Origin of the sequence: Bradyrhizobium arachidis (assembly GCF_024758505.1) — a bacterium.
In the GTDB taxonomy this organism is placed as follows: domain Bacteria; phylum Pseudomonadota; class Alphaproteobacteria; order Rhizobiales; family Xanthobacteraceae; genus Bradyrhizobium; species Bradyrhizobium manausense_C.
Window position 1 is genome coordinate 2,196,197 of sequence record NZ_CP077970.1, and the last position, 20,456, is coordinate 2,216,652.

The following is a 20,456-nucleotide window of genomic DNA, read 5'->3' on the forward strand; positions in this document are numbered from 1 at the left end:
GATGGCATCCATTCCTCTGACATGGAATGATCCGATGTTTAGCGGTGTGACTAATTCGGGGACGGTCTGGCTTGAAAACGGGGCGACGGTTTCGAATAAAAGTATCGTTGACGCCAGCGACACTGTGTCGGTCGGAGGAAGTGGCTCGTTCACCGTTAACAACGTCCGCATTGATTCACGGGAAGGCGTGGACATTTTTGGAAGCGGAAATGTAAGCATCAACAATTCGTACATCGAGACAACGGGACAAACCGGCGATCACGCGGACGGTATTCAGATCTATGCTCCCGGCGGCCACGGCAGTCTGACCGTCACAAATACGTCAATCGTGTCCCACACCCAGAATGCAACCGCTGGGGTGTTCATTGCGGATGGTTATAGCGGAACGTTCACGTTCAACAATGTGGTGTTCCAAGGTGGCCTATATGGTCTGCGTGTTGCTGCGGACGCAGGAGCCGGTCACGATGACTACCTCGCCCTCAAAGACGTGTATTTTGTGGGGCCATTTGAGTATGGCGCGATTTACTTACAGGAAATCAATGCGAACCTACACATCACGCAATGGGAGAATGTTCGCTACGCGTCGATCGTGAACGGTCAACTTATCCCGGGCGATCTCATCCCAGCTCCCCTTCCGGTTGAAGGGTCGACCGCGCCCAGCACGCCGACGACACCGACCGCGCCGGGTGCTCCGACCATCGCGTCGTTCTCGACCGATAGCGGCACCGTGGGCGACAAGATCACCAACGACAATACCATCGAGCTCAAGGGCACCGCTGCTGCCGGCAGCACGGTCAAGTTCTACGACGGTGCGACCCAGATCGGTTCGACGACTGCGGACTCAAGCGGCGGTTGGGACTACATCACCAAGGTCCTGACTGACGCCAAGCATACGCTCACCGCAACGGCGACCAACTCGTCGGGTCAGACCAGCGCGGCGTCGTCCGCGTTGGCGATCACCGTCGACACCACGGCGCCGACTGCGCCGACCATTGTCAGCAACACGGTGAACAGCGCCCATCAGGTGGTGATGTCGGGCAAAGCCGAAGCGAGCAGCGTCGTAAAGGTGTTCGACGGCACGACTCAGATCGGGACCGCGACGACCGACAGCAGTGGCGCATGGGGCTATACTTCAGGTGTCCTTGCGGCCGGTTCGCACAACCTCACCGCGAAGGCAATGGACGCGGCCGGCAACACCGGCGCGACGTCGACCGTGGCCACGGCCAGCGTCAGCAGCTCGGCGCCCTCAGCCCCAACCACACCGACGTCGCCAACCACACCGACGTCGCCGACTTCGGGTACGCAAATCGAGGCGGCTGGTGCGACGACTCTCGTTCAAAGCGGCGGCAAATTTTACCTCAACAGCAGCACAGGAACGGGCCCCACGCTGAAGGACAACGGTGTGGATTTTGTGAGCGGCTCAGATGGCACCTGGGCACCGATTGGTGCGGAGAAGACGGCGACTGGCTATCAGGTTGCCTGGAAGGAGGCGAGCTCCGGTCTGTACACGGCCTGGAACACCGACAACAACGGCAACTACGTGTCCCATGTCAGCACCTTGACCGGCTCCACGTCGGGCGGCGCCGTGTCGGGTACGAACTCCGGCCTTAAATCGCTTGAGACGACCTTCCATCAGGATCTCAACGGTGACGGGCAGATCGGTACTTCCACTGCAACGACACCGACGTCGCCAACGCCAGCGCCGACTCCCGATAAGCTGATCGAATCGGCTGGTGTGACAACTCTCGTTGAGAGCAGCAGCGGCAAATATTACCTCAACGGCAGCACAGGAACGGGCCCCACGCTGAAGGACAACGGTGTGGACTTCGTGGACGGGTCAGACGGCACCTGGGCACCGATCGGTGCGGAGAAGACGGCGACGGGGTATCAGGTTGTCTGGAAGGAGGCGGGCACCGGCCAGTACACGGCCTGGAACACCGACAGTAACGGCAACTACGTGTCCCATGTCAGCTCCCTGACTGGCTCTACGTCGGGCGGCGCCGTGTCGGGTACGAACTCCGGCCTTAAATCGCTTGAGACGACCTTCCATCAGGATCTCAACGGTGACGGGCAGATCGGTACTTCCAGCACAGCTACGTCGTCCATCGTATCCACTAGCACCAGTCAGGTCGTTGCTACTTCGGGCAGTACGTTCACCGCCTCGCCAGGCAACACGACCCTGAAGGGCACTTCAGGCAATGACATCTTCGTTGGCAGCAGCCAGGCCGACACTTTCGTGTTTGGCGCGAACTTCGGCCACGACGTCATCAAGGGCTTCGTTGCCCGCGGACCTGCGCATGACACGATCGAGTTCAGCAAGAGTGTGTTCGACAGTTTTGCAAGCGTCCTCTCCCACGCGACCCAATCGGGCGCCGACGTCGTGATCGCGACGGGGAGCGACACGCTTACGCTAAAGGACATGAAGGTCGGTTCGTTGAACAGCGGCGATTTCCACTTCGCATAGCGGACGGACAGATCACGCAGAGTAGTGCTCAACAACTGCCTTGGGGACCTCGTGGGGGTCTCTGTAACAAGGGCAGGCTTTATGGGGCGGTGCCATGACTGACTTCGGACGGCGGGGGGTGATCCCCCCGCCCGCAAATCTCTATCGAATTCCACTTCAGCATATATCAGGACTATGGGCGGCCGCACGGCAGTGGGCGGAAGACGCCGAACTGCGGACGCCGCAACTGATCAGCTGGGCAAAAAGCCTGGTCGAAGCCCTCCGGCAACGGATGTTCGCTGGTCGACCCCGGCCCGCGGCGGACTATGCCGAGTCGCAGTCAGAGCTGTCGGCTTTCCTGCTGTCTTGCCGTCAGATTTTCTGGGCTCTCGCGGCCTTCAGCGGGATGAGCAATCTCCTCATGCTCACCGGCTCGTTTTTCATGCTGCAAGTCTATGATCGGGTGCTGCCCGGGCGCAGCATACCGACGCTGATCGCCTTGATGGTTCTGGCGACGGTACTTTACCTGTTTCAGGGTGGGCTGGACCTCGTCAGGAACAGGATCAGCGCCCGGGTCGGCCGGTATCTGGATGAAAGGCTCAGCGTTCGTATATTCGACGCGCTCGTTCGCCTGCCTCTCAAGACCAGGGCCGATGGTGATGGCTTGCAGCCGGTGCGGGACCTCGATCAGGTCCGCAGCTTCCTGTCGAGCGGAGGGCCGACGGCGCTCTTTGATCTGCCTTGGATGCCGATCTATCTCGGCGTCTGCTTCCTCTTTCACTTCTGGATTGGCGTCACTGCGCTGGCCGGCGCGCTGGTGCTGGTCAGCATTACGATGCTCACGGAAACACGCACCCGGGGGCCTGCAAAGGCGTCCTCGCGGCTGGCCGTTTCGCGAACTGCCCTTGCGCTCGAGGGGCGGCGAAATGCCGAAGTTCTGCAGGCCATGGGCATGCGGCAACAGGCGGCTTTACGTTGGCAGGATGTCAACGCGAAGTACCTCGCGGCCCATGAGCGGGCCAGCGATGTCGCAAACGGACTCGGTGGCGCCTCCAGGATTTTTCGGGCGATCTTGCAATCGATGGTCCTTGCCGTTGGCGCCGTCCTCGTCATCAACCAGGAATCGACCGCCGGCATCATCATTGCCGGATCGATCCTCACAGCGCGCGCACTGGCGCCCGTCGAAACGGCCATTGCGAACTGGAAAGGATTCGTCGCCGCGAGACAATCGGGGCAACGGCTCGATCTCTTGCTGAAGCTTCTGCCTAGCGAGGAGGAGCGGTTGGCATTGCCTGCGCCCGTTGAAACCCTCACCGTCGAACAGCTTTATATCGGCGCCCCAAACGCCGAGAGGCCCACTCTTAGCGAAGTGTCGTTCCAACTGCGGAGCGGGCAGGCGGTTGGAATCATTGGTCCGAGCGGATCCGGCAAGTCGACCTTGGCACGTGCACTGGTTGGGGTGTGGCCGTGCATTCGAGGCAGGATCCGGCTCGACAACGCGGCCCTCGATCACTGGTCTTCGGACGCCCTCGGCAAGCACATCGGTTATCTGCCCCAGGACGTCGAATTGTTCGACGGCAGCATTGCCATGAACATTGCACGGTTCGACCCGCAGGCAACCGCCGCCACTGTTCTGGAAGCCTCGCGTGCCGCAGGCGCACATGACCTCATCCTCTCCTTTCCGGACGGCTACAGCACGAAGATCGGCGAGGGAGGGTTGGCGCTGTCGGCGGGTCAGCGGCAGCGTATCGGGCTCGCGCGCGCCTTTTACGGCAAGCCCTTCCTGGTCGTGCTTGATGAGCCCTCTTCCAATCTCGATGCCGAGGGCGAGGAGGCCTTGACCGAGGCGATCCTGAACGTGCGCCGCCGGGGGGGAATTGTTGCGATTGTCGCGCATCGTCCGAAGGCGCTGGAAGGTGTGGACCATGTCTTGTGCCTCGGGGACGGCAAGGTTCAGTCCTTCGGCAAGAGAGAGGAGGTTCTCAGGAAAGTGTTGCGAAATCCAGTACCGCTCAAGGTGGTCGCGGATGCTCATGGAGGCGCCCGATGAACGGTCAGGTGGCGCCGGCGTTGCAATCCATCCAGCGTTACATGATCGTCGGTATGATCCTGTTCGCTTTGGTGACCTTTGGGGTCGGTGGCTGGGCGACAACGACTCAATTGTCGGGCGCGGTGATTGCCCAAGGCGTGGTCGTGGTGGATTCGAGCGTCAAGAAGGTCCAGCACGCCACTGGCGGCATCGTGGGAGAGCTGCGCGTACGGCAAGGGGACCGGGTCAACGCCGGCGACGTCTTGATCCGTCTTGACGAGACGCAGACGCTTGCGAATGCGACCATCGTCACCAATAGCCTCGATGAGCTGTTCGCGCGGCAGGCTCGTCTCGAGGCCGAGCGTGATGGCGCCGAGCAGCCCATGTTTCCCAAGATGCTGCTCGACCGGGCCAAGGAGAACAACTCCGAGGCGAGCCGTGCAATCACCGCGGAGCGGAAGCTGTTCGACCTGCGTCGGCAGGCGAGGAGTGGCCAAAAAGCCCAGTTGCAGGAGAAAGGCGCGCAGCTGGAAAACGAGATCAACGGCCTTACGGGGCAGACCGAGGCCAAGCAGAAGGAAGTCGGTCTGATCCGCCAGGAGCTGGAGGGCGTGCGCAGTCTCTGGCAAAAAAATCTGGTGCCGATCACGCGGCTCAATTCCCTCGAGCGCGATGCCGCGCGCCTCGAAGGCGAGCGCAGTCAGCTGGCAGGAATGATTGCTCAGTCGAAGGGCAAGATCGCCGAAATCGGGCTTCAGATCATCCAGATCGACCAGGACCTGCGTACGGAAGTCGGCAAGGATCTGATTGAAACGCGATCGAAACTTTCCGAGCTGGGCGAGCGCAAAACTGCGGCGGTCGATCAGTTGAATCGGGTCGATATCAGGGCTCCGCAATCCGGCCGCGTCCACGAGCTGAGCGTCCACACCGTTGGAGGTGTAATCGCTCCCGGCGAGCAGATCATGCTGATCGTGCCCGATGCGGACTCGCTTGCGATTGAGGTCAAGATCGCACCGCGCGATATCGATCAGGTGTATCTGGGGCAGACCGCGACGATGCGGTTCGCAGCGTTCAACCAGAAGACCACGCCCGAAATCGACGGAGAGGTTAGCCTGGTCTCCGCGGACATCACGCAGGATCAGCGCGCCGGCACGAGCTACTACACGGGCCGCGTCATGCTGAAGCCGGAAGAGCTGGCGAAACTCGGGTCGGCCAAGCTGCTGCCCGGCATGCCGGTCGAGGTATTCATCAAGACGCCGGGCCGCACCGCTCTGTCCTACCTTCTCAAGCCTCTGCAGGATCAGGCGGAACGCGCATTCAAGGAGCGCTGAGCCTTTGCTGGACACGAATGACACAGCCCCGAGTGCACCAGCACTCGGGGCTGTGTATCAACGAGCACTGAGCTCGCGATCAAGGAGCTATTGGACCAATGATATCGCAGCCCATCATACTTTCACAAAACCCGGTCATTCGTCTTTATGATGATGTGCTGGAACAACAATTGTTGTCCGACGTTCAAGGCTATTTGCAAAACACATCATGGAAATTCGGAGCAGTGTCATTCAAGGCACCCGGCAGCTATCGCTATTGGTACAGGCATTTTGCCGGGGGATACGACGAAGCTGACACGTCAGATTGTTCGGGTGCCTTGTTGAACGAAGCTCCGGTCATCTGGAAAATGTGGAGCCTCTTGGAGGAATCGATCTTCAAAGATCACACCCTGATGAGGTGCTACGCAAACGGTTATCCATACGGATGCGAAGGTTCGGCTCATTTGGATTCAGCCGATCCCAGTGATTACACGGCAGTCTTCTATTCTAATCCAACCTGGGATCCTAATTGGTCGGGTGAGACCGTCTTTCTCACCCAACAGCCGCCGCCAGACATCATCGCGGCAATTCTGCCACGTCCAAATCGGTTGGTGCTCTTCCAGGGGAATGTTCCGCACGTGGCAAGAGGAATCTCAAGAGTTTGTCCATTGCTGCGAATAACATTGATGTTCAAGACGAAAAAGAAACTCAAATGAACAAGCACCCAAAAGCCCTACGACGACGCGTCCAGAGCGTTTAATGTCGATCGCCATAGAGGGCAGACGTCAGCTCGCCATCTGGGCGATCGAACAAAATCGCGCCTTTCCGAAGGCGCTGCTCAACCGGATCAAGGAGAATAATTGCGAGGCGAGCCTAGCGAGTTTACGACGGCGCGATCAAATCCAACCGACGAAACTACACCACACTAGCCTCGTGCATTGATGTAACTGGTGCAACTCCATTCTTCGTACGGCTATCGAACTCTTCAATGTGTTGCTTTATCTCCCTGATGTGCTGCTTGCTCGAAGCGCCGAAAACGATGGATTGAATCTCTTTCTGTCGACAAACGTACTCGATGGCTTCGCGCGGCGAAATCGCACCGGAAGCCAGAACAGACATGGCGACGGGTCTGAATCGGCGCGAGGCAATTTCCTCTTCGTAAAGCTTGATGCCTCCGCACATTCGAAAACCAATCTTGTTTATGTTGGCGCAAACGACCGGATTCGGTATGCCTATTTCCTCGAGAACATCAAGCAGATGCGGCAAATTCATCGTTATGAAGCCTGGTTCCGCGTTGTAGCGCTCGCGCACGTGGTCGGAAAAAATGCGAAACGCGTCCTTGACCCCCATCCCAAGCAATAGGTCTGTAACCACGTTCTGGAGAAAGATAACCGGCGTTCTCAACCCGCTGAACATCTTCATCTCAGCGTCAATCAAGAGCCGCGCCATGCCCTCCACGTCTCTCGTCGCCACCGACACGCCACCCCGCACCAGCGCAGAAAAAGCGCCTTCTGTGGGCAGAAAGCGCTTCAATGCATCGATCATTCCGTGCTCTGTCACGGCATTCGCGTACTTATGGGCGTATGGCATGCAGGGATAAAACTCGAGCTTCGAATATCGCTCCGGGTGCAAACGGACGTGCGCGCAGATCTCACCGATTCGATCATGCGTGGTGCACATGAAGACGTGGATGCCGGCGTCATAGGCGGCGTCCAGCAAGTCAATGATCTCCCGGAGATCCCCGAAGCGCATGGCTTGTGAGCGCGCTTTTTCTTCGGACATGTGATTGATTCCGAAGAACTGATTGTCGCCAAATAGTATTCGATCCATTGGGGCCTCCGCCCTTTCGATAGGAGGGGTAGTCTATCTCAGTGCACCTTTGACGGACGACATGAAGCCTCCGGATCGGCCCCGGCTCTGACTTGGCATCGTGATCCCGGCATCCACTCGGCGCTTCGCGTCTCCGGCATTCTGCAACATCGCAGACACGACACGATCGGTTTGCGTCGCAGACGCGAAGGACGAGATATTCTCCCGGCGACCGTCCGTGATGCATCGAAAAAAGTGGTCGAGCTGCGCAGAGTATTCCTCGCCCCGCAGGTAATACCAAACGTCATTCTGAAAATCGGTTGTGTAACGAACGTCCCAACCCTCTTTTGCCACGACAGCGCTCCCCGCCGCGGGGCGAATGTATGTCTTCACTTCCTGACGATCGACGATCATACGCCCATTCGTGCCCCAAAGCGTCACCTGCGTCGACATCCTGCGCAAGCTGTCGTCGCTCCAATTGGCGGCAATCATGCCCGTCATACCGTCGGAAAAATGCATCGTCGCGTAGACTTCGTCGTCCACGTCCCGAGAGAAGACACGGTTGAGCACAGTTCCGCTTACGGCTGCGGGCATACCAACGAGATAATTCACGATATCGATTGCGTGGCACGCGTAGTCATAGAGACAGCCCCCGCCCTCGCTACCCTTTGCGCGCCACGTCGCTCCCTTGGGGCGCAATACCACCGGGCCGTAGGCCTCAACCCTAACATGATGAAGTCGGCCAAGCGCCTGTGCATCGAGTAAACGCTTGGCCTCGTTGAACGACCCGACAAACCGATAATGATACCCCACTTGATTGACGACACCTTTCCGGTCAGCCAGCTCGGCCAGCTCGAGTCCGTCGGCCACATCGAGGCAGAATGGCTTTTCGCAGAAAACGTGGAGATTTCTGAGGAGAGCTTCACGGACTATTTCGCCGTGAAATCGCGAAGGCGTAGCAATGATGACCGCATCGAGCGACTTGTGGTCGAGCAACTCCCGATAATTGGAATATACTTCGATGCCTGTATATTTGTTGAGGATGCTGCATAAATAGCTGGCGGTATCGCAAACGCCGATCAGCTTAACCGCGGGATGCGTGTTGACAATCGCAAGGTGGGAAAGCCCCATTTTGCCCAGCCCGATCAGCCCAACGTTGACCATGGGAGGTCTCCTCAATACTCTTCAAGTGACCAAGAAATGCCGTACGCGTCTCAGAAACGGCTCCGGTGCAAAGTTCATAAAGTCGGGGCCGGCAATACGGCCGCCTGCCATGGCTTTATCGATCGCAGAATCGAGTTCGGCGTCTCGCATGGCAGCGTATACGCCGGGCCTGTCGCGAAGCCACTTGATGGTGTGGAGCTGATGATCAGTCGTGTGCTCCCGATTTGCAGCGAGCCGCGGCAGCATCACGATAGGCTTGTGCATTTCGGCAGCGACGAAGTAGCTCCCCATTCCGGCGTGGGCGACCATGAGTGCCGCATCGTGGACGACTTCCTGGAATTTGCTCGGCGCAAGCATCCGCGTCCAACGCATGTGGTTCGGCCGATAAGTGCCTTCGCCAATTTGAGCTAGAACATCGGTATCGGCATGTGCCCGCGCCCATTTGTCCATGGAAATGATCAGGCGATCGAAGGCCATCATCGAGCCAACGGTCACAAAGATCATAGGACAGCTCCCCAGCATTCGGGACCGTCTGTCCGCTGAAGGTGTGGCCACTGGGTGAGCCACACGTCGCAAAAACGTTTCGCTCGCATTCCTGATAGGGATACTTGTTCGCAATTGGCGATGCTATCAATCCACATCGTTTTGGATCGCAACAGGCATTTTGCAAGCGCCAGGGAGATCATGCCGGGAGCCGACCCAGTCGTGACGACCACCCGTGGACGCTCACGCAGCAGGATAAGCGTCAGCTGAGCGACCAATATCGCCAATCCAATTCTGTCCCAGCGCGTCACGTCCCGCACCGCATAGAATCGGTTACCTGAGACTTGCTCCGCATACGCTGAATGAACGCTTACAAATACAACCTCCAGCCCATCGAATGCGGGCAGTAGCCGGCGCATTTGGATCCAATGCCCCCCTCCAGACGCTACGACAAGTACTTTGCTGGACACGATGGCACTCCAACGCTGACTAGAACCGCCAGATCTGCCGACCTATACGCATCGGCTCGCCTCACGCTGCGATCGGAAAACCTGCGGCGAAAATCTGTGCAATGCGCCTCGAATAAAATTTGCTGTTCTCGCCCAAATAGATTAATTGGTAATCTGCATTAAATGCGCGGAATGTCAATTTAAATATTCAAGACTAAATATATAAATAAAAGAAGCCTAATTCGATCGGGTGGATGCCGCCGCTGGTCGACGCTGAAGCTGGACGAGGCCGGCAAACGCGGATCGGCCAAGGCTGTTGCCGGTATGCCGGTTGAGGTCCTCATCAAGACGCGGGTCGGGCTGCGCTGTCCAACTTTCGTCCCTGCAGATCAGTCGGGGCGCGCATTCAAGGAGCGCTGAGCCTTCGCCACGCGCAATGACAGCCCCTCGGGTGTACGAGCGCCTGGCTCGGCATATCTGCGAGTACCGGGCGGGGGCCTGGCCCTAGGAATGCGCTTGGTGCGCGAGGGCGCGGATTACCGGGACGATCAAGCCGACGAGAACGATCCAGGAGGCCGGTCGGGCTTCGCCCTTGGTTCAAAGGCTTGATCGTGGGCTTCTGATCTGACCGAGCCACGGCGAGAGAGTGGATGGTGGCGCGATCCTGGCGACACCGCGGCATGTCGTTGTCCATGTCCTTGCCCATCTCCTCGCCAGCCGCCGCAAAGCGCGAACCGGTCGCCGCTGACTGCCGGGTGTCGGAACTGCGGAGCGCTCAACGTGTCGTCCGCTCAGCACATCCATTCGCTTGGCGCGCAAGGTCATTGCTGTGACGAAGGCAAGCAGCGTGGCTTCAGCCCCCAGAATGACGAGCAGTTCTTCCGGCATGTGCAATCTCGATCGTGAGGCAGGAGAGGCCGTTCGGAATACGTTCGTCGAGTGGTCACATTGAATCAACGATTAAATCGTCGGGGTTGTTAAATTGTTGCCTTAATTCCGAACGTCAAGCCGAGCGGCGCGCTGGCGATGTGGCCGTAATGGGGCTCTCGGAGTTGTGGTGGGAAACCATTAGATCGCGGCTGGATCGGCAGATTGCGGCTGTATCGGTTGCGCATTGAAACTGAGTTATTGCCTCGCGTCATAACATTGAAATTTACAATCAAAATTAAATAAGTTTAAATATGGTGAAATATCATTTCCACGGTACTGATCCTGTCAGCGCCGCCAGTGGATCCGAGCCTCAGTTTGGCGTTTGCGAGGGGTCGGCAGATGTATCGAACCTCCGGTGTAGTCGTCGCGGCGGCGCTCGCTATCATGATCGGAGGAATTCAATGGGCGGGTGCAGGGCGTATGGCCCGGCCGGCGACGCTGCGGGCAGCCCAGCACATCGAGCTGGGAAGCCCGACGCTCCCGCCCTTTGCCTACACCGTGTTTTGCCTTCGCTATGAGGCGGAATGTCTCCTACGGCGCTCGTTTCGCGGTGGGCCGATCCGGCTGACCGAGGACCGCTGGGCGGCTCTGCAGGAGGTCAATCGCGCGGTCAACCTGGCCATCGTGCCGGCCCGCAACGAACGCGGCCTTGCCGGAGAAGAGTGGATCATCAACCCCGATCTCGGCGATTGCAATGACTACGCGGTGAGCAAGCGCCACGAGCTGCTTCGGCGCGGGTGGCCTGCGCGAGTCTTGCTATTGAGCGAAGTCGTTGTCAGTTCCGGAGAGCATCACCTGGTGCTTCTCGTGCGCACCCGCAGTGGCGATTTCGTTCTCGACAATCTCACGCCCGAGATCAAACCGTGGTCGCGTGTTCTCTATCGCTGGGTCCGGGTGCAAATGCCAAGTCACAATCTATGGGCCAGGATGGACGGGAAGGGGGCATGAACTCGACAACCATTCAATGGCAGTTCGTTGGTGAAGATCGCCTGCGGCGTGTGGCAAGTGCTTTGCCGGAAAATAACGGCTTGCAAATTAAACCAATTTAATAATATGATTGTTTAATTCGAGGCAAGAGTAATATTGTACCATGCGGGGACGAGATGCTCTGGTTTCACATTTGAACTCGGGATTTGCAGTGGAAGCGCGTGGTAAAATGGTGCGCGATTTGGCCGGCGCGCGCAGCGCCCGGCTCGTGGGCGGTGCAATCACGAATGAACCGCGAAAGCTCGTGTTTACAGAAGCGAGCATTTAGCATGCCCGGGCCGGGAGCGACTAACGACTGTCGATGGCCAACCGCTGACTTGCATTGCCGGGATCGTTGGTCGGAGCGGCGATTCGTTGGGCTGCGCTGGCCGCGTACAGATTTCTTTGTCAACTCTCCGACGGTGGTATTTCCCGTCGGTATCGGGCCGGCAGACGTTCACCGCATTGACGAGCCAATTCCGGATGGCTTGGCGACCATCATGAAGGATGGGCCTGATGGATCACCTTCGAGCAGAATAGCTGTCGGGGATACGTTCGCCCGAACATTGAGCGGGGAAATGAGTCCTCACGTATCGCACAAGGCAAAACCCTATGCGGGATGCAATTTATCGAGCCGTTGAGCCCGACATTTCGATCATCATCGTGAGCTACAACACACGCGCCATGACGCTCGAATGTATTCGATCTGTCTTGGCGCAAACAACGACAGTACTCCACGAAGTTATCGTTTTCGATAACGCTTCAACGGACGGATCACCAGAAGCCATTCGCGCAAACTTCCCTCAAATCGAGCTCATCGCCTCGCGAGAAAATCTCGGGTTTGCCGGCGCCAACAACATCGCCGCGATGCGGGCGCGCGGTCGCCGGTTTCTCCTGCTCAACCCGGACACCGTAATCTTGAATCACGCAATCGATCGTCTGCACGAGTTCGCCGATGCGAATCCGCGCCTTGGGATTTGGGGCGGGCGCACCGTATTGTCTGACGGTCGCTTGAATCCTGGTTCCTGTTGGGGAGACGCTACCTTATGGAGCATCTTCTGTTTTGCTACCGGTCTGACCAACTTGAAGCGCAGCAGCGCGGTTTTCAACCCTGAAGGATACGGTGGTTGGAAGCGTGACAGCATTCGCGCGGTCGATATTGTTACGGGCTGCTTTCTTCTCATAGACCGGGAACTTTGGAAGCAACTTGACGGCTTTGATCCCGAGTTTTTCATGTACGGTGAAGAAGCGGATCTGTGCCGCCGGGCGCGCAAGCTTGGTGCATGCCCAACCATCACGCCTGCGGCTACCATCATTCACTATGGTCAGTCTTCCGAGCCCGATCAGGCAGAGCAACGCATCAAGGTCCTTGCTGGCCGGATCACGCTGCTGCGGCATCACAATTCTGCTGCGACGATTCTCGCAGGCAAGATGCTGTATATGATGCTTCCCCTTCTGCGTTTGATTGCGTACGGAACGGCCGGCCTGGTCTCCGGCAGAAGTGATTTCCGCGAAAAGGCACGAGACTGGCGCCATGTCTGGCAACATCGTCAGCGCTGGGTGAATGGGTGGAACAGCATCGGCGTGAGGAGCGCACGCGGCAATCTGCGCAATACCGTGTCAGACGAGATAGCTGCCGTGGAACGTCCGTCAGGGGACGCGTTATCCCGCTCGCGCCAGGGGTAGCCTCTGATGCGGCGCGAGGTTACCATTTTGGTCTATCATCATATCGCGGACCACGAAGACCCGTTAACCAGCAAGCTTGGAGTTGTTACAAGGCCAGACGTTTTCGAAAAGCACATCCAGTATTTCGCGCGTCATTTTGACATCGTGAGCGGATCGGACCTTGTAAGTGGCACCCTGCCGCGTAGGCCTTTGCTAATCACCTTTGATGACGCATATCGCTCAGTTCTCGATACCGCAAGCACTATCCTAAAAACGGCAAATGCGCCCTCGCTGTTCTTCGTCAATCCGGCAACGATGCTCGGAAGCAGCTTGCCTGTGGACAACATCCTTTCCTTGGCAGCGGAAGTGCTCGGTAAACAGCAACTGATGGCTCTTCTGAACATCAACGAAACAGGACTCACATCCGTTCCCGGGCTGATCGCTAACGTGGTTTCAAAATGGACTCAGGCGCAAATCGCGGAGGCAAAGCAGCAGCTCTGTGCCGCAATGGGCACCAATGAGCTGGAGCTCCGGCGTACATCAAAGCTCTTCCTTGGTATCACCGATATCAAGAGGTTTGCGAGCTTGGGTATTGAAGTCGGAAACCACTCGATGAGCCACACGTTTTTTCGTTCGCTTTCATCGACCGAATTGGAGACCGAGATCGAGCAAAGTCGCGAGCTTCTGGAGACGTTTTCGGGACAAAGGGTCCAATGCCTAAGTATTCCCTATGGGAACGCACTTGACGCAACCGAAGGTGCGCTGCGAGCCGCACGGCGTAGTCACAAGGCGATCTTTCTCGTGCATGCGAAAAGCAATCGCTTTAAACCAGCTACTGACATTTTTTATCGCATTAGCCTGAGGAATACCGCGCCCGAAGAGATCCCGTTCAAGCTCCGGATTATGCCTGTAATGCGGTGTGTGAGAGACTGGTTATGGTAGCTGCGCAACCCGAGCGAAAGCGAATAGTGGTTCTGACGGGGAATGGCCCAGAACATCGCTACGTCGCAAACGTGCTTTGCGCTGGACTCTCCATTGATCGCATCATTGTGGATCGGGCGCCCCGGAGAACAAGACTCCGGCGCGCTGTACGGAACGGGTTGGCGCATTTCCTAAGCAAGGCAACGCGTGCTGTGTTCCTCAAGATGATTCGAGATCATGAGGCCCGGACTCGATCACTTCAAAATCTGTTGGGGCAGAAGGCTCAAGCATTCTACGCATCTGACCGAATCGAATATGTTGAAGGCATAAACAGCGCCGAAACCTTGGAGGTCCTGCAGCAGAGACGTCCTGATGCAATTCTCATTTACGGTACGTCGCTCGTGAAGAATGCGGTCCTCGACTCTGCAACTGACATCTGTGTCAACCTGCATACGGGTATTAGCCCCCAGTATCGCGGAACGGCGTGCAGTTTTTGGCCTGTCGTCAATGACGAGTTGGACATGCTCGGGGCGACGATCCATGAATGCACGTCCGGCGTTGACAGCGGGCCGATCTTCGAGACAGTGCATTCACGGTACGAACCAGGGGACGACTTGCATACGATTTTTGGCCGGGCGGTTATGGTCGGTGCAGAAGCGTATGTACGAGTGGTTCAACGCTATCTGGCGGGCACCTTGAGTGGAGTTCCGCAAGACCTCAATGTTGGCCGCGAGTACCATGGAGCCGATTTAACTATTGGTCCGGAATTGGTGGCGCGGCGCCGGCTCGCTCGTCTGAGGACCATCGCCGAAACCTCGATCATTGGTCAAAACGACAGAGCAATTCGCTGACGGACAATTGTGCAAAAATTCGCCTTGTCGGGCGAAGTCGTCATTGAGAGCGGCCCGACTTCGTAAGCCGCCCCAGCAGATCGTCATCGATGGACGAAAGCCGTGGCCGGCGCCCGTTAGGACGACGCCGCGAGCCCCAGCGCCGTAACAGCTGAGGGGTCCACCCAACGCCGGATGGTGCCATCAACCAAATCGGCCCCGTAGATCCAGCCGTCGGGCCCTTTCTGCATGTCGACGATGCCTGCTACGTTGTCCACCAACTGGACGCTGGTGACCTGCCGGCTTGCGTTCAAGGTCGCAGCGAAGATCGTTCCGTTTTGGACATCGTCGAAAAACATTATGTTCTGATTGTAGAAATCTCCTGCGGTGATCACGTGGACATTGTCGGGAGCCCCGTGGCTTAGAGACAGGATCGGAAATACGGCAGGCGGGTCTGACGTATTGTTCCGGTTGCCATTGTTGTAGAAGGTGATCGCCTGCGGGAGATTTTGGTAGCTGGCGGTCCTGTCGGGGCCTTCGAGATAGGGCCATCCGAAATTCGAGCCGGCTGGCCCCGTATCGAGCTCTTCCCAGCTGTTCCAGCCCACATCTCCGAGCACGGGAAGATTGGTAACTGGATCGAAGCTGAAGCGGTACGCGTTGCGAACACCGTAGTAAAACACCTTCGATGCGTTGCTGTTTGGATCGCTTGCTTGATAGAACGGATTGCCGGGCACTCCCTCACCGGTAATGGGGTCGATCCGCAACAACTTGCCTGACAGATTGTGGATGTCTTGGACGCGCACTCCCCGTGGATCGACGAAGTTGTACGACACGCCATCGCCGACGGTGAGGTAGAGATAGCCGTCCGGGCCGAAATGAACAGCACCTATGCTGTGGGAATCGCTATCGGTCGCCAGATAGTCACGGATGTTCTGGTTCTGGATGCCGGGTCGGTCCGGATCATTGTCCTGCGATCCAACCTCGATCTGGCTCGCCGGCGCCGTGATCGTGGTGCCGTTGACTATGCCGGAAGGAACGATGCTGGGATCGCCTGTGCTGTTTACGTCGGGGCGGCTCGTATAGGCCCAGATGCTGTTCTTGCCGACCAGCACCACCTCGCTCGCCGGATCGGCAATCATTGTGGTTGGGTTGACGGTGACCCTCACCAGACGAGCAGGTCGGTTGCCGGGTTGATCGGGGGCCGCAAGACCGGTCTGGCCCGCCGTCTCGGGTGGGTCGTAGGTATAGAGCAGGTAGACATAGTGGTTGGTTGCGAAATTCGGGTTCACCGCGATACCCAGCAGCCCGCGATCATCGACGTCATTTACCTCGCTCGAAAGGTCGATGAGCGGAGTTGATCGAAGTGTTCCGTTGTCCACCACGCGCACCACGCCGTCCTTCTGGGCAACCAGCATGTAGCGGCCGTCTGGAGTCCAATCGATCGCCGTTGGTCCGCTGGCATACCCCTGGCCCAGTCCCGTCACGAACGTCTCGTCCACCAGATTGCCGAGATTGGGGTTGTCATTATCCAGGATTTTCACTGTCGTCGTCGTCTGGGCGCCGAGAGTGGCACCGGTCGGGTTGCTCAAGGTGACCGTGAAGGTTTCGTCGTTCTCCGGTGTCGTATCGTTGATGATCGGGACTGTGATGGTCTGGGTCACCTGGCCAGCAGCGAAAGTCACCGTGCCCGACGACGCCGTGTAGTCGGATCCCGCGAGCGCGCTGCCGTTGCTTGTCGTGAATCCGACCGTCGCTGCTTGATTGGTGCTGCCGCTGCGCAGCAGTGTGATCGTCGCGGTCTGTGTATTCTCCGTAACGCTCACCGCCGCGTCCGCCATTGAGATCGCGGCGGGCGAGTCGTCGTCGATGATGGTTACGAGCACAGTACGCGGGGTTCCGAGGGAGCCGGAGCCGGGATTCTGAAGCCCGACAGCGAACGTCTCGTTACCCTCGGTGAGCTGATCGTTCACAATTGGGATGGTGAAGCTCTTGGTGCTCTCCCCGGGGTTGAAGACGACCTGACCGGTGTTCGACCGGCCATTAAACGTGGGCTGGATGAAGTCCTGGCCCGCCGTAGCTGAGCCGCCGGTGCCGATTTCGTTCGTCGTGTACTCCACGGTCGATTGAGACTGGAGGTCGCCCGAGCGTACAACAGTGATGGTGGCCGTCCCTGCCGTCTCACTGACATAGATTGTGGAAGTGTTAAGTAGCGAGATGACGTTGCCCGCAGCGAACACGACGTCGCGGAAATAGTTTGCGTTCTGATAGACGTTGGTCGGGAAGGCGCCCTTGGTCAAGTCGAAGACGCCGGCACCCACCGGGGCGTTCAGGCCACCATTGCTGATGCCCGAGGCGAAGCCTTGCGTGGTGGAGACGTAGTAGCTGTTGATGTTGACGGAGACGATGTAGGTCGTGCCGGCCTGGATGGTCAGCGGCGTGGCGAGCGTCTGCTGCTGCCAGCCCGATGCACCTTCGTTGGTGAATGTGACCGTCGCCAGCTCCTGGCCGGTGGCCGACCAGATGTGGCCGATATGCGTGCCGGTCTCGCTCGGGGCCTTGTAGTACCGGATCGCCTGGATCGCGCCGGAGTTGTCGCTGGTGAAGCGCATCCCCAACTCATACCCCACTCCGTCGGTGGCGTTGGCTATGGCGGGCGTCTGGGTGGTGAACAGCGTGGTGGTGGCACTCGCAGCCGCAACTATCGCCGTGGCCGCGCTGGTCACGTTCTCGCCGGCGCCGAGCAGGTCGGTGTAGGTGGCATTCACGCGGATCCGCTTGCCGACCAGGCTGCTGTCGAGGGTGAGGCTCGCCGTCGTGGCGGCCAGATTGGTCCAGGTGGTGCCGTCGGGGCTGCTCTGCCAGTGATAGGTGATGCTGGCGGGCACACCGTCAGGATCGGTGACGCTGGCCGTCAGCGTCTGGTTCTGGGTCGCAGTGCCGTTGATCGCGATGGCGCCGACGTCATTGACATTGGCCACTGTCGTGGCGGTCGCGGAGCTCACCGGGGCCTCGGTGCTGCCCAGGAGGTCGGTGTAGCTGGCGGTGACACGGATGAAGCTGCCGACCTGGGCCTGCCCGAGGATAAGCGTGCTCGCCGTCGCGCCAGTGATGTTGCTCCACGTGCTGCCGTTGGCGCTCTGCTGCCACTGATAAGAGACGGTGCCCGGTACTCCGTCCGCATCGCTCACCGTCGCGGTCAAAGTCTGGTTCTGCGTCGGCGTCCCGCTGACGCTCACCGTGCCCGGGTGATTGGGATTCGACGAGCCCGCAGCGAACACGACGTCGCGGAAATAGTTTGCGTTCTGATAGACGTTGGTCGGGAAGGCGCCCTTGGTCAAGTCGAAGACGCCGGCACCCACCGGGGCGTTCAGACCACCATTGCTGATGCCCGAGGCGAAGCCTTGCGTGGTGGAGACGTAGTAGCTGTTGATGTTGACGGAGACGATGTAGGTCGTGCCGGCCTGGATGGTCAGCGGCGTGGCGAGCGTCTGCTGCTGCCAGCCCGATGCACCTTCGTTGGTGAATGTGACCGTCGCCAGCTCCTGGCCGGTGGCCGACCAGATGTGGCCGATATGCGTGCCGGTCTCGCTCGGGGCCTTGTAGTACCGGATCGCCTGGATCGTGCCGGAGTTGTTGCTGGTGAAGCGCATTCCCAGCTCATACCCCACTCCGTCGGTGGCGTTGGCTATGGCGGGCGTCTGGGTGGTGAACAGCGTGGTGGTGGCACTCGCAGCCGCAACTATCGCCGTGGCCGCGCTGGTCACGTTCTCGCCGGCGCCGAGCAGGTCGGTGTAGGTGGCATTCACGCGGATCCGCTTGCCGACCAGGCTGCTGTCGAGGGTGAGGCTCGCCGTCGTGGCGGCCAGATTGGTCCAGGTGGTGCCGTCGGGGCTGCTCTGCCAGTGATAGGTGATGCTGGCGGGCACACCGTCAGGATCGGTGACGCTGGCCGTCAGCGTCTGGTTCTGGGTCGCGGTGCCGTTGATCGCGATGGCGCCGACGTCATTGACATTGGCCACTGTCGTGGCGGTCGCGGAGCTCACCGGGGCCTCGGTGCTGCCCAGGAGGTCGGTGTAGCTGGCGGTGACACGGATGAAGCTGCCGACCTGGGCCTGCCCGAGGATAAGCGTGCTCGCCGTCGCGCCAGTGATGTTGCTCCACGTGCTGCCGTTGGCGCTCTGCTGCCACTGATAGGTGACGGTGCCCGGCACTCCGTCCGCATCGCTCACCGTCGCGGTCAAAGTCTGGTTCTGCGTCGGCGTCCCGCTGACGCTCACCGAACCGGGTTGATTGTTAGGATTTGACGAGCCCGCAGCGAACACGACGTCGCGGAAATAGTTTGCGTTCTGATAGACGTTGGTTGGGAAAGCGCCCTTGGTCAAGTCGAAGACGCCGGCACCCACCGGGGCGTTCAGACCACCATTGCTGATGCCTGATGCGAAGCCTTGCGTGGTGGAGACGTAGTAGCTGTTGATGTTGACGGAGACGATGTAGGTCGTGCCGGCCTGGATGGTCAGCGGCGTGGCGAGCGTCTGCTGCTGCCAGCCCGATGCGCCTTCGTTGGTGAACGTGACCGTCGCCAGCTCCTGGCCGGTGGCCGACCAGATGTGGCCGATATGCGTGCCCGTCTCGCTCGGGGCCTTGTAGTACCGGATCGCCTGGATCGTGCCGGAAGTATCGCTGGTGAAGCGCATCCCCAGCTCATAACCCACGCCGTCGGTGGCGTTGGCTATGGCGGGCGTCTGGGTGGTGAACAGCGTGGTGGTGGCAGGCGCAGCGGCAGCGGCAACCGTCGCCGTGGCCGCGCTGGTCACGTTCTCGCTGCCGCCGAGCAGGTCGGTGTAGGTGGCATTCGCCCGGATCCGCTTGCCGACCAGGCTGCTGTCGAGGGTGAGACTCGCCGTCGTGGCGGCCAGATTGGTCCAGGTGGTGCCGTCGGGGCTGCTCTGCCAGCGACGGGTGATGCTGGCGGGCACGCCGTCGGGATCCGTGACATTGGCCGTCAGCGTCTGGTTCTGGGTCGCGGTGCCGTTGATCGTGACGGCGCCGACGTCGTTGACGTTGGCCACTGCCGTGGCGGTCGCGGAGCTCACCGGGGCCTCGGTGCTGCCCAAGAGGTCGGTGTAGCTGGCGGTGACACGGATGAAGCTGCCGACCTGGGCCTGCGCGAGGACTAGCGTCCTCGCGGTCGCGCCAGCGATGCTGCTCCATGAGTTGCCGTTGGTGCTTCGCTGCCACTGGTAAGTGATGGTGCCCGGCACTCCGTCCGCATCGCTCACCGTCGCGGTCAAAGTCTGGTTCTGCGTCGGCGCCCCGCTGACGCTCACAATACCCGGGCGGTTATTGGGCTTCACCGGCACGTTGGTTTTACTCCCCCAGCTAATTAGCGTGGTAAAATACGACTTAAAGTTGTGGTGCCAGTTATGCAGGTTGTAATGTCGGCCGCGGCTGCCG

13 protein-coding genes are annotated in these 20,456 nt (G+C 59.2%); 8 read left to right on the forward strand and 5 right to left on the reverse strand.

The genetic code is table 11. From position 1 onward, the window contains the following. The first annotated feature begins 1 nt into the window (after position 1). The 4 genes from KUF59_RS09700 to KUF59_RS09715 all read left to right on the forward strand — a co-directional run bounded on the left by KUF59_RS09700 (position 2) and on the right by KUF59_RS09715 (position 6,498). Entirely contained in the window at positions 2–2,464 is a 2,463-nt protein-coding gene (locus KUF59_RS09700; RefSeq protein ID WP_212461568.1) for an Ig-like domain-containing protein, read from the forward strand. A gap of 271 nt (positions 2,465–2,735) precedes the next feature. Next, positions 2,736–4,493: a type I secretion system permease/ATPase gene (locus KUF59_RS09705; protein WP_212461598.1), complete on the forward strand. Its 1,758-nt coding sequence runs from the start codon at positions 2,736–2,738 to the stop codon at positions 4,491–4,493. Then, positions 4,490–5,803: an HlyD family type I secretion periplasmic adaptor subunit gene (locus KUF59_RS09710; RefSeq protein ID WP_212461567.1), complete on the forward strand. Its 1,314-nt coding sequence runs from the start codon at positions 4,490–4,492 to the stop codon at positions 5,801–5,803. The genes KUF59_RS09705 and KUF59_RS09710 overlap by 4 nt, the downstream gene beginning before the upstream one ends. Positions 5,804–5,901: 98 nt before the next feature. Next, complete coding sequence (locus KUF59_RS09715; protein ID WP_212461566.1) at positions 5,902–6,498, forward strand: 2OG-Fe(II) oxygenase family protein; 597 nt, start codon at positions 5,902–5,904, stop codon at positions 6,496–6,498. A 199-nt stretch (positions 6,499–6,697) separates the two neighbouring features. Here KUF59_RS09715 and KUF59_RS09720 read toward each other — a convergent pair whose 3' ends face one another. From KUF59_RS09720 to KUF59_RS44355, 4 genes are all read right to left on the reverse strand, one after another. Beyond that, positions 6,698–7,564 carry a hypothetical protein gene (locus tag KUF59_RS09720; RefSeq protein ID WP_212461565.1) on the reverse strand — a complete coding sequence of 289 codons (867 nt, stop codon included), beginning with the start codon at positions 7,562–7,564 and terminating at the stop codon, positions 6,698–6,700. Between the two features lie 81 nt (positions 7,565–7,645). Beyond that, the gene (locus KUF59_RS09725; protein WP_212461564.1) at positions 7,646–8,755 is read right to left on the reverse strand and encodes a Gfo/Idh/MocA family protein; all 1,110 of its coding nucleotides are present in this window, start codon (positions 8,753–8,755) and stop codon (positions 7,646–7,648) included. A gap of 21 nt (positions 8,756–8,776) precedes the next feature. Next, complete coding sequence (locus KUF59_RS09730) at positions 8,777–9,259, reverse strand: glycosyltransferase (RefSeq protein WP_212461563.1); 483 nt, start codon at positions 9,257–9,259, stop codon at positions 8,777–8,779. Further along, positions 9,256–9,657, reverse strand: a complete 402-nt coding sequence (locus KUF59_RS44355; protein ID WP_408918114.1) for a UDP-N-acetylglucosamine--LPS N-acetylglucosamine transferase — start codon at positions 9,655–9,657, stop codon at positions 9,256–9,258. Before KUF59_RS44355 ends, KUF59_RS09730 begins: the two co-directional genes overlap by 4 nt. Positions 9,658–10,956: 1,299 nt before the next feature. Here KUF59_RS44355 and KUF59_RS09735 point away from each other — a divergent pair. The 4 genes from KUF59_RS09735 (at position 10,957) to KUF59_RS09750 (ending at position 15,020) form a co-directional block, all read left to right on the forward strand. Next, positions 10,957–11,565, forward strand: coding sequence for a transglutaminase-like cysteine peptidase (locus KUF59_RS09735; protein ID WP_212461561.1), 609 nt, complete (start codon positions 10,957–10,959; stop codon positions 11,563–11,565). Between the two features lie 630 nt (positions 11,566–12,195). Beyond that, positions 12,196–13,269, forward strand: a complete 1,074-nt coding sequence (locus KUF59_RS09740) for a glycosyltransferase family 2 protein (protein WP_212461560.1) — start codon at positions 12,196–12,198, stop codon at positions 13,267–13,269. Between the two features lie 6 nt (positions 13,270–13,275). Beyond that, positions 13,276–14,190 (forward strand): polysaccharide deacetylase family protein, encoded by a 915-nt coding sequence (locus KUF59_RS09745; protein WP_212461559.1) that lies wholly within the window; start codon positions 13,276–13,278, stop codon positions 14,188–14,190. Positions 14,191–14,381: 191 nt separating this feature from the next. Beyond that, positions 14,382–15,020, forward strand: coding sequence for a formyl transferase (locus KUF59_RS09750; protein ID WP_212461558.1), 639 nt, complete (start codon positions 14,382–14,384; stop codon positions 15,018–15,020). Positions 15,021–15,136: 116 nt separating this feature from the next. On the opposite strand, the gene KUF59_RS09755 is transcribed toward KUF59_RS09750, so the two are convergent. Next, positions 15,137–20,362: a DUF4082 domain-containing protein gene (locus KUF59_RS09755; RefSeq protein WP_258769388.1), complete on the reverse strand. Its 5,226-nt coding sequence runs from the start codon at positions 20,360–20,362 to the stop codon at positions 15,137–15,139. Positions 20,363–20,456: the final 94 nt, after the last annotated feature.